This is a genomic window from Methyloceanibacter stevinii (assembly GCF_001723355.1).
In the GTDB taxonomy this organism is placed as follows: Bacteria; Pseudomonadota; Alphaproteobacteria; order Rhizobiales; family Methyloligellaceae; genus Methyloceanibacter; species Methyloceanibacter stevinii.
In genome coordinates this window covers 110544-125043 of sequence record NZ_LPWE01000001.1, presented here as the reverse complement: position 1 = coordinate 125043, position 14500 = coordinate 110544, and the positions used below count along the sequence as shown (strand labels likewise).

Sequence of the window (14500 nt, the reverse complement as noted above, 5' to 3'; positions counted from 1 at the left end):
TCCCTTCGCCGGCCGGTCGCGATCGCGTCCTCGCCGGTCACCATCGCGGGAAAGACTTCCGCCCCACGCGTCTGGCGCCCTCGCACGCTTGGGCCGAAGAGCAGGGTGCCGTGTTTGTCGAGGTCGGGGCATGGATGCGTGCGCTGATGTTTCCGAAGCCAGGCGAGACGGCGCAACAGACCGTTGATCGCGAAGTCGCCAACACGCGCACGAATGTCGGCGTTTGCGATGTGTCGACACTGGGCAAGATCGACGTGCAAGGGTCCGATGCGGCAACGTTCCTCGACCGTGTCTACATCAATGGCTTCTCCAAGCTCGCCGTGGGCAAGGCACGCTACGGTCTGATGCTGCGCGAGGATGGCTTTGCCATGGACGACGGAACGACCGCGCGCCTGGCCGACGACCATTTCTACATGACGACGACGACGGCCAACGCGGTGAAGGTCAGTCAGCACCTGGAGTTCTGCCAGCAAGTGCTGTGGCCCGAGCTCGACGTGCAGACCGTGTCGCAGACCGAACAATGGGCACAGTATGCAGTCGCGGGTCCAAACGCCCGAAGGTCATCGAGGCGTTGCTCGATGCAGGCCAGGATATTTCGAACGAAGCCTTCCCCTACATGGCGTGCGGCACCTTCACGGTGTGCGGCGGTACGCGGCCCGGTTTTCCGGCTCTCGTTCTCCGGCGAACTCGCCTATGAGATCGGGGTGCCCGCACGGTTTGGCGATGGGTTGATCCGCGCGATCATGGTGGCCGGCGCCGAGCATGGCATCGCGCCCTACGGCACCGACGCGCTCGGCGTCATGCGGATCGAGAAGGGCCATGCCGCGGGGCCCGAGCTCAACGGTCAAACCACGGCGCACGATCTCGGACTCGGGAAGATGATGTCCAAGAAGAAGGACTTCATCGGCCGCTTCATGGGTGAGCGCGACGCGCTGAACGAATCCGCGCGGGCCGCGATGGTCGGCCTCAAGCCGCTCGATCCGAAGATGCGGATCAACGCGGGCGCGCACCTTGTTCCCAGGAACGCCGCAGCCAATGCCGAGAACGATCAGGGCTATGTGACGTCTCAGGCCTATTCACCGGAGCTTCAGAGCTTCATTGGGCTGGCCATGCTGTCCGACGGTCCCGCGCGTACGGCGAGGTGGTCAAGGTCTGCGATCCGTTGCGCAACTACGAAACGCTGGCCGAGGTGTGCAGTCCTCACTTTGTCGATCCGGAAGGGGGGCGGCTCCGTGTCTAAGCTGAAATCCATGTCCGCTCTTCAGGCGTATCGGTCCCGGGTCGTCATGGCAGGCCCGACGGCCAAGCGGGCGTTACCTTACAGGAGCGCGCCGATCTCGGTCTGGCGACGCTCGAAGTCCGCAAAGGTCAAGCGGCCGCCCTCGATGCCGCGATCCATGCCGCCTATGGCGTGGCGCTCCCGAACGGGCCCGTGTCGGCCATAGGCAAGGGCGTCCGCTTTGTCGGCGTCGGCCCCGGTCAATGGTTCGCCGTATCCGAGACCCATGCGAACGAGGCTCTGGCGAATGATCTCGCCAAGAAGCTCGAAGGGCTGGCTTCTGTCGCCGACCACAGCAGTGGCCGGGCCGTGGTTCGCGTCGAAGGGCCTGCCGTCCGCGATGTGCTGGCCAAGGGGCTCGCTATCGATCTCGACCCGAACGTCTTCGTCGACGGCGCGGCAGCCGTCACCAATATCAGCCATATGGGCGTCCTGGTCTGGCGGGACGGCGAGGCTTTCGATCTGGCGGTCTTTCGCAGCGTTGCCGGCAGCTTCTATGGCTGGCTCGAGGAAGCCGCCGCCGCATACGGCCTGGATGTCGTCACGACATCGTGACCGGATAGGGCACGGCCGCAGCCTTTGCGGACGGTAACCGGCTTGGGAATTCTGGTAATTCCTATTAGACTTATTCTAACTGGGGGAGGTCGGGACATGGTCCCGAAGCGGCATCGGCCGGCCGCAGGCAAGTTTCTCGATGAGGGCGTGGCCGTCAGCTCTCGAAACGTGAGAGACAATGATGAAATCTCCCGTGACCCTTGCCTTCGCGCTCGGCGCCTTGTTCTGCGGTCCCGCAATGGCCGAACCCGATCAGCCGACCCGTATGGGCGCGGACAAAGAAAAGACCGTATACGTACAGCTCATCGTCAAGGCGTGCCCCGCAGCCGAAACGCCCCTTGAGCCGACCAACCAAGGCAAGATCTACGACAACGAGAAGTCGCTGACCCCCGAGGAGCGCAAAGCCGCGCTCGTATCGCTGGGCTGCATCGACGTCCCCGTGCCCATGGACTTCCTGGCCGACGCCATGTCGCCGAACGCCTGTATCGGCCGTGGCGGTTTCATGGCAGCCATGCAGTTCCTGCAGCAGCGGCAGGACCTGCACGACTTTCCGGCGGTCGGATCCTGGCACTGCGTGATCTCCGATCACGAGGTTGTCGGCGCGTCGACCATGTAGAACGCGCTGCACACGCTGCCGCCGCGTGCGGCCGGCGCTGCCCTGGCAGACCGCGGAAAGATGAGGCACGGTGGATATTCACCGTGCCCTTTTTTTGTGTGGGCTGGGCGGATCGTGCCAATTTTGCCAAGGTTCTGAAAAACCTTGGACCGCACCAAAACTTTCGTCACAGGGCGGCATGGATGTCGTATTGAGGACGATGCGACTTGCCGCCGGCTGACTCCCAGGTCTGCCCATGCGCGCTCTGCAACGACGACGGCCAGCCGGGACCGATTGAAATGCTACATGTGCCACCACTCGTTTCGACGCTGACGATTGGTCTGGTGCTTGCCTTCAGCCTGGGTCTCGTGGCGCACCGGCTGAAGTTCCCGCCGCTCGTGGGATACCTCGTGGCGGGTATCGTCATCGGCTTCGCGCCCGCCGTCGGCGCCGACCAGAATATCGCCAATCAACTGTCCGAAGTCGGAGTGATCCTGCTGCTGTTCGGCGTCGGGCTCCACTTCTCCGTTCAGGATCTGTTGTCGGTTCGTGCTATCGCGATCCCCGGCGCCATTGCGCAAGGTCTTCTCGCCACGCCGCTCGGCATGGCCGTCGGTTGGGCGCTCGGCTGGAATCCGGCCGCCGGTTTCATCTTCGGTCTTGCCCTGTCCGTGGCCAGTACCGTCGTACTCCTGCGTATGCTGCAGGAGCGCCGCCTGCTCGAGACGGAGCGCGGCAAGATCACCATCGGCTGGCTGATCGTTCAGGACATCGCCATGGTTCTGGCTTTGGTGCTCTTGCCGGCCATCACCGGGCTCTTCCAGGGCGAGGCGCCGCCCGACGCGACCGTGATGTTGACGCAGGTGGCCGAGGTGGTCGGCAAGCTCCTCGTGTTCACCTTGGCCATGCTCGTTGTCGGCAAGAAGCTGATCCCGGCGCTGCTTCACTATGTGGCGCACACGGGCAGCCGGGAGCTGTTTCGCCTCGCGGTGCTGTCCATCGCACTCGGCTTCGCGTTCCTCGCGGCCGAACTCTTCGGCGTCTCTCTGGCGCTTGGCGCCTTCTTCGCCGGCATGGTGCTGAGCGAGTCTCAGCTCAGCCAACAAGCGGCGACGGAATCGCTGCCACTGCGCGATGCCTTTGCGGTTCTGTTCTTCGTCTCCGTGGGCATGTTGTTCCACCCCGCGATCATGGTCGATGCACCGCTTGCCGTGCTGGCAACCGTCGCGATCATCGTCATCGGCAAATCCATCGCGGCTTTCGCGGTGGTGCGTCTGTTTGGGCAGTCGTCGGACACGGGCCTGATGATCTCCGCGTCGCTCTCTCAGATCGGCGAGTTCTCTTTCATCCTTGCGAGCCTCGGCCTGACCTTGGGCGTCCTGCCGAGCGAAGGGCGCGATCTGATCCTGGCGGGCGCCATCATCACGATCCTGTTGAACCCGCTTCTGTTCGGGGCGCTCGACCGTTACTTCGCGTGGCGCGATCAGGCGCGCGCCGAAGAGGCCGTGCCGGAGGCCAAGGAAGAGGAGAGCGAGGAAAAGGAAGCCACGCCGACCCGCGAACCCATTCCCGAGACGGCATTGACCGACCATGTGGTCCTGATTGGCCATGGACGTGTAGGGCGGTATGTCTCAAAGCAACTTCTGGAGAAGGGCATCCCCGTTTACATCATCGAGGACGACGCGGAGGATGCCGCCGACCTGACCGCGAACGGCGTCGAGGCTCTGCACGGCAACGCGGCCGATCCAGAAGTCCTCAAGTCGGCCAAGCTCGGGGAAGCACGGTGCCTGCTGGTGGCTATTCCCGACGCCTTCGAGGCGGGCAGGGTGGTCGAGCAGGCGCGCGCCATCAATCCGAAGCTCCGGATCGTGGCACGCGCCCATTCGGAAGCCGAAATCGATCATCTTGCCAAACACGGTGCGGACTTCGTGGTGATGGGCGAGCATGAGATCGGCAAGGCCATGCTCGGCGAACTGAATGCCCAGGAACGGCCAATCACCGATGCGATGGCCGGCATGGCGACGGCGGGTCCTATCCGCGGCGGCCGCTAGAGGCGCTTCGAGGCTCTTCGTTCTAGGAGGCGGCTTCCGCTTCCGCCGCCAGCGCGTCGGCTTCTTCGTCCGTGAGACGCGGCCTCGCGTCAGGAACCGGACGCCTTCCGGCGCTTCGAGAGAGAACCCTGCACCGCGTCCCTTGACCACGTCGATCGTGAGCTGGGTGTGCTTCCAATACTCGAACTGATCGGAGCTCATGTAGAAGGGGCAGCCGCCAATCTCTCCGAGTTGCACGTCGCTTGCGCCAGTCCGGAATTCACCTGCCGGGTAGCACATGGGCGCGGAGCCGTCGCAGCACCCGCCGGACTGATGAAACATCAAAGGCCCATGCATGTCTCTGAGCTTGTCGATCAGCTCGAGAGCCGCATCCGTTGCTAAAACCCGTTCAACCATTGATCCGCTCTCCTTCGTGTCGCGTTCTGGCGCCATCAGACTGCTCGGCATTCTTCAATGCAGCCTCTTCCTCGTTGGTGAGGTTCCGGCTCCGCATGAGGAAGCGGAGACCCTCGGGCGTTTCCATCGAGAAAGCGGAGCCATGGCCCACGGCAACGTCGATTGTAAGCTGAACATGCCGATAATTTTCGAACTGATCGGCGTCCATGTAAACAGGGCAGCCTCCGATCTCACCGAGGCGAATATCGTTCCGGCCAAGCGTGAACTCGCGGTCGAGGTGACACATCGGGGCGGATCCGTAGCTGCATCCGCCGGACTGATGAAACATCAGCGGTCCGTGCTTGTTTCGGAGCCTGCCGATGGTCTCGAGAGCCGCATTTGTCGCGAGCACGCGCTCAACCATCACGTCGCCCTTCAAAGCAGAACGGCCCGGCGAGGATGCTCGCCGGGCCGCCAATGACGATTATCTCGACTAGACCCGCAAGGGCTAGAAGAAGCCCAGCGCTTTGGGGCTGTAACTCACCAGCATGTTCTTGGTCTGCTGGTAGTGGTCGAGCATCATCTTGTGGGTCTCGCGCCCGATGCCGGACTTCTTGTAGCCGCCGAAGGCCGCGTGGGCCGGATAGAGATGGTAGCAATTGGTCCAAACACGGCCGGCCTGGATGCCGCGGCCGAAGTGGTAGGCGCGGTTGATATCGCGGGTCCACACGCCGGAGCCGAGGCCGTAGAGCGTGTCGTTGGCGATCTCAAGCGCTTCCGCGTCGTCCTTGAAGGTCGTGACCGACAGAACCGGACCGAAGATCTCTTCCTGGAAGATGCGCATCTTGTTGTGGCCGCGGAACACCGTCGGCTTCATGTAATAGCCCTCGGCCAGGTCGCCCCCATGGCTGGCGCGCTCGCCGCCGGTCAGCAGCTCGGCGCCTTCCTTGTTGCCGATATCGACATAGGAGAGGATCTTTTCGAGCTGATCGTTGGACGCCTGGGCGCCGATCATCGTGTCCATCTCGAGCGGGTTGCCCAGCTTGATCTTCTCGACGCGGGCGATCGCCTTCTCAATGAAGCGGTCGTAGATCGATTCCTGCACCAGCGCGCGCGACGGGCAGGTACAGACCTCGCCCTGGTTCAGCGCGAACATCGCGAAGCCTTCGAGCGCCTTGTCGAAATAATCGTCGTCCTCGGCCATCACGTCGGCGAAGAAGATGTTCGGCGACTTGCCGCCGAGTTCCAGCGTCACGGGGATCAGGTTCTCCGAGGCGTACTGCATGATGAGGCGCCCGGTCGTGGTTTCGCCCGTGAAGGCGATCTTGGCGATGCGCGGGCTCTGGGCCAGCGGCTTGCCGGCCTCGACGCCGAAACCGTTCACGATGTTGAGGACGCCCGCGGGCAGGATGTCCCCGACCAAGTCCATCAGCACCATGATCGACATGGGCGTCTGCTCGGCCGGCTTCATCACCACGCAATTGCCGGCGGCAAGCGCGGGTGCGAGTTTCCAGCACGCCATCAAAATCGGGAAGTTCCACGGAATGATCTGGCCGACGACGCCGAGAGGCTCATGGAAATGATAGGCAACGGTGTCGTGGTCCAATTCCCCGAGCGTGCCTTCCTGGGCGCGGACGCAAGAGGCGAAATAACGGAAATGGTCGATGGCCAGCGGAACGTCGGCCGCCGTGGTCTCGCGGATCGGCTTGCCGTTGTCGATGGTTTCAACAGCCGCTAGCAGCTGGAGGTTCTCCTCCATGCGGTCGGCGATCTTGTTGAGAAGCTTGGCGCGTTCCGCCGGCGCCGTCTTGCCCCAGGCTTCGCGGGCCTTGTGGGCCGCGTCGAGCGCAAGATCGACATCGGCGGCCTGAGAACGGGCGATCTGACAGACGGACTTACCGGTGACGGGGCTGAGATTGTCGAAATAGCGCCCATCCACCGGCGCGACCCAGTCGCCGCCGATGAAATTGTCGTAGCGCGCCCGGAGGGCCACGCGCGCATTCAGGGTTTCTATGACCTCGTGAAGCATTGTTTTCTCCCTAGATATTCGGCGATTTCGCCAATTGTTACCCAACTTCGAGCGGCGAATTCATCACCGATTCCCGGGCACGGCCCGTTACGCTCGATAGGTTGCCGGATAGCCTATTCGACTTTCTTCAAAGGTAGAATTCTACTTTTGGAGCAAAGCGGTCTTGGGTGAGGGGGCCGAGCGGCCCGTCCACCCCTACGCCATCCATGCTCCCGTCTTTCCGGATGCGGATCTACGCATTTGCAGTGCCGACGGAATATGACACTCCATTGATTGCTTCTCTTTGCGGGTATTGTACTTTGGTCCAATGGCGCTGCTTGGCGCGGCGACAGATCCGGAAATCTCTGGTGAGAGCCAGGATTGAGCGAACCGGGCGTGCCAGGGGCGATGGAGGAAGCGTGCTGTGCCCAGAGCGCATGCAGAACGTCGGGCTTGTGGCGTCCAGACGGCCTGGACCTGTGCCGACACCCCGGAAACGGCGGTTGCCGAGATCGCTGGGGTCGTTGATCCGTCCGATATCGGGCAACTTCTGGTCTTTTTCTCCCAGCCCTACGAGGCGGAGGGGCTCATCGCAGCCCTGTCCGAGACTTTTCCCGGCGTCCCGGTCGCAGGCTGCAGCACATCCGGTGAGATCACGTCCGACGGCTTCAGCGAGCGCAGTGTCCTTTTGGTGGCTTTTCCAAAGTCGGGATTCCGCTTCGTAAGTTGCGTCATTCCCGAGGTGCGTTCCCTGAGCGTGGACCGTGCCTCCGATGTCGTGCAGGCCCTGCGCGCGCGCCTCGACAAGGAGAAGGGCGAGAGCTACCCAAACCTCTTCGCCATCTCGCTGATCGACGGTCTATCCCGATGCGAGGAGGCCATCGTGTCGGCAATCGCGTGGGCGCTCGGCGACGTGCCGCTCGTGGGCGGTTCGGCGGGCGATGGGCTCACGCTTTCCGGCACGAGCCTGCTGCATGACGGGCGGGTCCATAGAGGCGCCGCGCTGTTGCTTCTCGTCGAAACCGAACACCCGGTGCGCAGTTTCTGTTGCGACCATTTCGAGCCGACCGATACCAAGCTCGTCGTCACGGCCTCCGACACGTCGACCCGAACCGTTTATGAACTCAACGCCGAACCGGCGGCTCTGGAATATGCAAGCTCGGTGGGGCTTGAGCCGTCCTCGTTGGCGCCCATGAGTTTTGCGGCTCACCCCGTGGTCGTGCGCATTGGCGGCGATTATTATTGCCGGTCCATTCAGCGCGTGAACGACGATGGGTCGTTGTCCTTCTTTTGCGCCATCGACGATGGGGTCGTTCTTACCGTGGCCGAGCCGAGAGACATGGTGAAGTCGATGGAGGCCGAGCTCGAACGTCTGGACGAGGACGTCGGGGGCGTAGATTTCGTCTTGGGATTCGAATGCGTGCTGCGGCGGCTCGATGCCGAGAACCGGCAGATGAAGCACAAGGTCAGCGACCTCTACCGCCGCTACCATGTCGTCGGGTTCCATACCTATGGCGAGCAATACAACGCCATGCATCTCAACCAAACCTTCACCGGCGTCGCGATCGGACGGCAGGGAGCCAACTGATGCGTCGGGATGAGCATGACGAGTCCATGAGTGGTTCCGAAGACGAGGGGCTGGAGCGGCGTGTCGAGAAACTCGCCAAGATCAATGCCGTCCTGATGGACCGCGTCGAGCGGTCGATGGATCAGCAGGGCAATGCCTTTTCGTTGTTCCAAACCGCGATCGGCCTCGATGCGAAGGTTCGTTCCCGAACGGAAGAGCTGACCGCCGTCCTGCGCCGGCTCGAATGTTCGAACGAGGCGCTCGTCGAGGCGAAGGACGAGGCCGAACGGGCCAATCTCAGTAAGACGCGCTTTCTGGCGGCGGCAAGCCATGACCTTCTGCAGCCGCTGAACGCGGCGCGTCTGACCATCTCGGTCCTTTCCGACCTGCAGGAGAACGACGACGCGCGGCACTTGGCCGGGCGGGTCGATCAGTCCCTGCAGACGATCGAGGACTTGATCAAGACGCTGCTCGATATTTCGAAGCTCGATGCCGGCGTCGTCACGCCGGAAATCCAGTCCTTCCCCCTCGACGAGGTGCTTGACGTGCTGGAGGCCAGCTTCATGCCGCAAGCGGAAGCGAAAGGGCTGAAACTCAAGGTCCGCCCTTCGGGTCTGTTCGTGCACAGCGATCCCTTGCTTCTGCAACGGGTGCTGCAGAACCTCGTGTCCAATGCGGTGCGCTATACGTCAAAGGGAGGCGTTGTTATCGGTGCGCGGAAGCGCGGAGAAAAGTGCCTGATCGACGTGGTCGACACCGGCTGTGGTATCTCGGAGGTCGAGCTCGAGACGATGTTCGAGGAGTTCTATCGAGGCGCCGCCGCAGCCAAGAGCGATCACGCCGGCCTCGGGCTCGGTCTTTCGATCGTGCAGCGCACGGTCCAGGCGTTGGGGCACACCCTCGAGGTGCGGTCTAGGCCGGACAGGGGCTCGACCTTCCGGCTCACGCTCGACTGTGCCGACGTTGCAACGTCACATGAGGTCCGTCAGCCGGCGGAGCGTGCCAGCCCCGAGATCACGCGCGGCGCAGCCGTTGTCGTGGTCGAGAACGACCGGGATGTTCTCGATGCGACTATCCGCCTCCTGACCAATTGGTCGTGCATGACGCTGGCCGGATCCCGTCTCGACGAGGTCGAACAGGCCCTGGCCGAACTCGGGCGCCCGCCGGATATCGCGCTCGTCGACTATCATCTCGACGAGGGGCGGACCGGCGTAGACGTCGTAAGAACCTTGCGCGACCGGTTCGGATCGGTGTTTCCGGCGGTCGTGGTCACCGGCGATTGGAGCCCCGAGGTCGCCGCCGATGTGTCGGCAGCCCGGTGCGAACTCCTCCGCAAGCCCACGCGGCCTGCGGAGCTTCGCGCCTGATGACACATCTATTGGGGGCCTACGCTGGGCCGAAAGCCTAGCTGCTGGGAGCGCCTTCGTCGCCGGCGATCGCTTCGAAGTCGAGTTGCGAGGTCTTGATCACGGCCTGGGTGCGGCTCACCACGTTCAGCTTCCGCAGGTCTCCGAGACATGGGCCTTGACGGTCGTCTCGCTCACCCCGAGTTCGTAGGCGATCTGCTTGTTCAGCTGGCCATGGCGAATGAGCTGAAGAACGCGCATCTGCGCAGGCGTGAGGTTGGCCACCAGATCCGCGATATCGCTGGCGCGCGATGCAGCCCGAGGCCCTTGCGCGTTCTGGGCGAGTTCCGGCGGCACGAAGACCGAGCCGCTCAAGACTTCCGACAGACCTTGGGCAAGCGTGGCCTTGTCGACGGATTTCGGCACGAAGCCCGCCGCGCCAAGCCGGATGGCTTCCTGGACGATCTTCGGGTCGTCGAGGCCGGAAACGATCATGATCGGCGTTCTTGGGAATGCCGAGCGCAGAAGCATGAGACCGTCGAAACCGGTCGTTCCGGGCAGGGAAAGGTCCAGCAGCACGATTTCGATGCCCGGCTCGTCCCGAATGATCTCATGCGCGGCCTCGATGCTCCCCGCTTCGAGAATTTCGGCATCGTCGCGCGAGAACTTCACGGCGCTGCGCAAGGCCTCGCGAAACATAGGATGATCGTCAACGATCAGGATCTTTGTCATCGTCTGTGGCCGTCCGGTTGATGGGTCTATTTACGAAACCCCCGAACGGTAGTGTGCCGCAATTCTCATAAAGTCGTAAGGGCCAACCGGACGCAATTCCTGCCTAGGGAATAAGGACGGCGGCGCCCGTCAGGGCCCCTTCGCGCAGGCGCGTCAACGCTTCGTTCGCCTCCGAGAGCTTCATCGGCACGACTGTCGTCCGAACCGGAACTTCGGGCGCCAGCGCCAGGAACTCGCGCGCGTCGTCCCGCGTCAGGTTAGCGACCGAGCGAATTTCGCGTTCTTCCCACAGGATGTCGTAGGAGAAGGCCGGAATTTCGCTCATATGGATGCCGCCACAGACAACCACGCCGCCTTTGCGAAGCGCCTTCAAAGCGGCAGGTATGAGGGACCCCACCGGGGCGAAGATGAGCGCTGCGTCCAGCTCATCGGGGGCTTCTTCGTCGGACCCGCCAGCCCAAACGGCGCCGAGGGAACGCGCGAAGTCTTGAGCCTGCGTGTCGCCGGGTGACGTAAAGGCGTATACGGCGCATCCCTGATACCGCGCCACCTGAGCGACGATATGCGCCGCCGCGCCGAACCCGTAGATGCCGAGGCGCTTGGTTTCGCCCTGAAGCGCGTCCTCGGCCATCTTGAAGGAGCGGTAGCCGATGAGCCCGGCGCAGAGGAGCGGCGCGGCCTCCGCATCGGAATAGCCGTCGGGAATCGCGAAACAGTAGCGCTCGTCGGCGACCGTGTAGGCGGCATACCCCCCATCGATCTGGTAGCCCGTGAACTTCGGCTCGTCGCAGAGGTTCTCATGCCCCTCGCGGCAGTAGCGGCAGGTGCCGTCGGTGTAACCAAGCCACGGAACGCCAACGCGCATGCCCTCCTCGAAGCCGGATGTGTCGGGCCCGAGCGCTTCCACGCGGCCGACGATCTCATGGCCGAGCACGAGGGGAAGCTTCGGATGATCGAGCTCGCCGTCGTAGATATGAAGGTCCGTGCGGCAGACCCCGCAGGCTAGGACCTTCAGCAGAATTTGCCCGGGGCCCGGCGCGGGAACCGGCAGCGTCGCGGAACGGAGCGGCTGGCCGGCCTGTTCCAGAAGCATCGCTGCCATTGTGTCGGACATGGCGGGTTGGCCTATTTCTGCAGTGCCGCGGTGATGGCGGCGCGAATGCGTTCGTCAGGCTCGCCGAGCCAGTTGACGCCGGTCAGGGGCGAGCCCATGAGGGCCCACGCCTTGCTCCCGTCCGGGGCGAAGAGGACGAAGATCTGGAACTGCTCGCACTCATTCGGCTTGCACGTGAAAGCCAGCGAATAGGTTTGATTGTCGATGGCGACGGGAATGCTGGGGACCGGAGGACCATCCAGGGTCTGGGTGTACTCCTTCAGCCAGTCAGGCGCTTCCTTGCCGCCGGCAATGGCTTGCCAGGAGTTGAAATAGGCCGGGTTCTTGAGGAGGTCTCCGAGGACAGGCCCCGCCGGTGCGGCCGCCTCTTGGGCGAGCGCAGGCGAACTAAGCGACAGAAACAGGGCCAGCAGAAAGGAAAGGCGCATCGGGAACTCCGTCATCCATTATGAAGGGCGAACGGCTCGCACCAAAGGATGACGTTATTATAACAGCGCGTCCTAGTGCCTCAGGAGTGGCCATCCTTCGACGGGCCGGTCCACGGCCGCAAGCGGTGCGTCTTTCGCGCAGGCTTCCGCCGCGAGCGATCCGGCAGCGGCGTGGATGTTCAGGAGATGCGCGGGTACCCGGTTGGAGGCGGCCCACAGTGCTTTGAAGGCGTGAGCGCCGCGTAGGAGTGCCGCCGGTGCATCATCGAAAAGAACGAGCCGGTTGCGCTTGTCGGCGTCGCGGCGGACTGCATCCCCGGTCCAGCAAAGTTCGGGGCCGTAGACAGCCTGTTCATGGGCATCCATGAGCCGCGGATCTTGTGCCCAGCGCACATGGTCGTCGAGATCGGCCTCGGGCAGGAGCGCCGATAGCGTGGCAAACAGGGCATGCAGGTCTTGCTCGGGGTCGACCTTGGTCAGGATGACTTTGACCGTAATCCCGGCCGCGGCCAGCGCCTCTTGGGTCTGGACGAGGGCCCGTGCCGGCGCCGATTTGGCCGAGCGAATGACCAGGGTACAGACCGGCGGGTCGATTTCCATGTTGATGGCCCGTTCGGCCAACCGCGAGAGGGCGTTCACATGGCATTCCAGCTCGTCTTGCTGGGAATGTTGACCCCGGCAGTTCGCCCCGTTCCGTCCGGCCACAACGCGCATATGTCCCCCACTCGGTTTTGCTGCTGCGCGGGCTGCCTCTCCATCGCAACCCTTGGTAATGAGGATGCAGCCGAGCTGGTTAAAGAAGGCTTGATGAGTGTTTCTTTTTGAGGGGAAGAAGTGCCGATTTTCGGCGGAAAGGGTGCCGAGCCCGGAACCTTTGTCCGGTCCGCACGTTCACCATACCGGCCGGCGGTGCGCGCACCCTACCCGAACCCAAGCTCCGCTTGGCCGATGGCTCTCCCCAAGCCCGAAAGCCCGGCGGAAACGCCGGGCTTTTTCTTTCCCAGCAAAACTGGCAAACCATGCGGCTACTCGCCCAGTGCCTCGGACGGCCGGTCGGCTCGACCGGTTCGGGGCCTCTCCCGGCGCGCCCGTTTACCGGAAGGGTGCTTGAAATTTTGCACTGCGGTGCCTTCCTCACTACATTCCGGCGAAGGGTACGACACCAAAACACGGAAAATGACGGAAACACTCACAAAAGACCAAATCCTGGCCGCGCTGAAAGGCGTCAAAGGTCCTGATCTGTCTGACAATATTGTCGCACTCGGTCTTGTGTCCGAGGTCGTCATCAACAAGGGCAAGGTCTATTTCGCGATTTCGGTGGACCCGGCACGGGCGCCCGAACTCGAAGGCTTGCGGCAGGCCGCCGCGACCGTCGTCGAAGGGCTGCCAGGCGTCACGAGCGCCATGGTGACATTGACCGCCGATCGCGAGCCGGGCAGCGCGGATACGAGCCCGGTCTCGACGCCGCGCCGTGCGCCTCAAGCCGCACCAACCCCGAAATCCGAGCCGGCCCCGGCAGCTGCGAAAGCGCCCGGCGCCTCTCAGCCGCCGCGCCAAGGTGGAGGCGGCATTCCCGGCATTCGAAAGATCATCGCCGTTGCCTCCGGCAAGGGCGGTGTCGGCAAATCGACGACAGCCGTCAACATCGCGCTAGCGTTCAAGGACCAGGGACTGAAGGTCGGCATTCTCGATGCGGACATTTATGGCCCCTCGATGCCGCGCCTGTTGGGGCTTAGCGGTCAGCCGCAGCAATTGGCCGGCAACAAGCTCGACCCGATGCGGCGCCACGGCGTCAAGGTCATGTCCATGGGCTTCCTGGTCGACGAAGAGACGCCGATGATTTGGCGCGGCCCCATGGTGATTTCGGCCATTTCCCAGATGCTCAAGGACGTTGCCTGGGGCGAGCTCGATGTCCTTGTGGTCGACATGCCACCCGGCACGGGCGATGCCCAGCTCACCATGGCGCAGCAGGTTCCGCTCGCCGGCGCCGTTATCGTATCCACGCCGCAGGACCTGGCGCTGATCGATGCGCGCAAGGGCCTCAACATGTTCACGAAGGTCAACGTGCCCGTCCTCGGCATCGTCGAGAACATGTCCACCTTCATCTGCCCCCATTGCGGTGGCCGGTCCGACATTTTCGGCCATGGTGGCGCCAAAGAGGAAGCCGAAAAGCTTGGCGTCCCCTTCCTGGGCGAGGTCCCGCTGACTATGGCGGTGCGGGAAACATCCGACAGCGGAGAGCCGGTCGTCGCGAGCGATCCCGACAGCGAAGTTTCCAAGGCGTACCGGGACATCGCCCGGACGGCCTGGGCCGAGATTGAACGCGCGTCGAGCGATGCCCGGCCCGCACCGAAGATCGTAATGGAGACCTAGCCGCAACGGCTGCGCCGTAAGGTTCAACACGGGGGAAGCCGCTATTGGCGCGCTTGGCCCTATTTGGCGCGAGCGCA

The 14500-nt window shown here is 63.3% G+C and carries 13 protein-coding genes and 1 pseudogene; 7 read left to right on the top strand and 7 right to left on the bottom strand.

All coding sequences use genetic code 11. The annotated features are described in order from the left end of the window. From AUC70_RS15905 to AUC70_RS00620, 4 genes are all read left to right on the top strand, one after another. A partial coding sequence (locus AUC70_RS15905; RefSeq protein WP_244505430.1) for an aminomethyltransferase family protein occupies positions 1-1445 on the top strand: 1445 nt, incomplete at its 5' end. Further along, a complete protein-coding gene (locus AUC70_RS00630) occupies positions 1433-1834 on the top strand; it encodes a sarcosine oxidase subunit gamma (protein WP_244505429.1) in 402 nt (133 codons plus the stop codon). The genes AUC70_RS15905 and AUC70_RS00630, both read left to right, overlap by 13 nt. Positions 1835-2012: 178 nt before the next feature. Continuing rightward, complete coding sequence (locus AUC70_RS00625; RefSeq protein WP_069443112.1) at positions 2013-2450, top strand: hypothetical protein; 438 nt, start codon at positions 2013-2015, stop codon at positions 2448-2450. 278 nt (positions 2451-2728) lie between these two features. Further along, positions 2729-4480: a cation:proton antiporter domain-containing protein gene (locus AUC70_RS00620; protein ID WP_069443111.1), complete on the top strand. Its 1752-nt coding sequence runs from the start codon at positions 2729-2731 to the stop codon at positions 4478-4480. A gap of 22 nt (positions 4481-4502) precedes the next feature. On the opposite strand, the pseudogene AUC70_RS15900 reads toward AUC70_RS00620, so the two are convergent. The 3 genes and pseudogenes from AUC70_RS15900 to adh form a co-directional block, all read right to left on the bottom strand. After that, positions 4503-4876 (bottom strand): annotated as a pseudogene (locus AUC70_RS15900) (DUF779 domain-containing protein). Then, positions 4869-5279, bottom strand: coding sequence for a DUF779 domain-containing protein (locus tag AUC70_RS00615; RefSeq protein WP_069443127.1), 411 nt, complete (start codon positions 5277-5279; stop codon positions 4869-4871). The pseudogene AUC70_RS15900 and the gene AUC70_RS00615 overlap by 8 nt, the downstream one beginning before the upstream one ends. 84 nt (positions 5280-5363) lie before the next feature. Then, entirely contained in the window at positions 5364-6884 is a 1521-nt protein-coding gene (gene adh, locus AUC70_RS00610; RefSeq protein ID WP_069443110.1) for an aldehyde dehydrogenase, read from the bottom strand. A 403-nt stretch (positions 6885-7287) separates the two neighbouring features. Here adh and AUC70_RS00605 point away from each other — a divergent pair, with 403 nt between their 5' ends. Then, a complete protein-coding gene (locus AUC70_RS00605; protein ID WP_069443109.1) occupies positions 7288-8451 on the top strand; it encodes an FIST N-terminal domain-containing protein in 1164 nt (387 codons plus the stop codon). A 26-nt stretch (positions 8452-8477) separates the two neighbouring features. Continuing rightward, positions 8478-9797 (top strand): ATP-binding response regulator, encoded by a 1320-nt coding sequence (locus AUC70_RS00600; protein WP_141701865.1) that lies wholly within the window; start codon positions 8478-8480, stop codon positions 9795-9797. A gap of 126 nt (positions 9798-9923) precedes the next feature. On the opposite strand, the gene AUC70_RS00595 is transcribed toward AUC70_RS00600, so the two are convergent. The 4 genes from AUC70_RS00595 to AUC70_RS00580 all read right to left on the bottom strand — a co-directional run bounded on the left by AUC70_RS00595 (position 9924) and on the right by AUC70_RS00580 (position 12689). Further along, entirely contained in the window at positions 9924-10508 is a 585-nt protein-coding gene (locus AUC70_RS00595) for a response regulator transcription factor (protein WP_342021933.1), read from the bottom strand. A gap of 103 nt (positions 10509-10611) precedes the next feature. After that, positions 10612-11610, bottom strand: coding sequence for a zinc-dependent alcohol dehydrogenase family protein (locus tag AUC70_RS00590; protein WP_069443126.1), 999 nt, complete (start codon positions 11608-11610; stop codon positions 10612-10614). 23 nt (positions 11611-11633) lie between these two features. After that, positions 11634-12050 carry an Ivy family c-type lysozyme inhibitor gene (locus AUC70_RS00585; RefSeq protein WP_158007311.1) on the bottom strand — a complete coding sequence of 139 codons (417 nt, stop codon included), beginning with the start codon at positions 12048-12050 and terminating at the stop codon, positions 11634-11636. Between the two features lie 72 nt (positions 12051-12122). Then, positions 12123-12689, bottom strand: a complete 567-nt coding sequence (locus tag AUC70_RS00580; protein WP_069443106.1) for a hypothetical protein — start codon at positions 12687-12689, stop codon at positions 12123-12125. Positions 12690-13226: 537 nt separating this feature from the next. Between AUC70_RS00580 and apbC the strand changes: the two genes are divergently transcribed. Continuing rightward, positions 13227-14423, top strand: a complete 1197-nt coding sequence (gene apbC, locus AUC70_RS00575) for an iron-sulfur cluster carrier protein ApbC (RefSeq protein ID WP_069443105.1) — start codon at positions 13227-13229, stop codon at positions 14421-14423. The last annotated feature ends 77 nt before the right edge of the window (positions 14424-14500 follow it).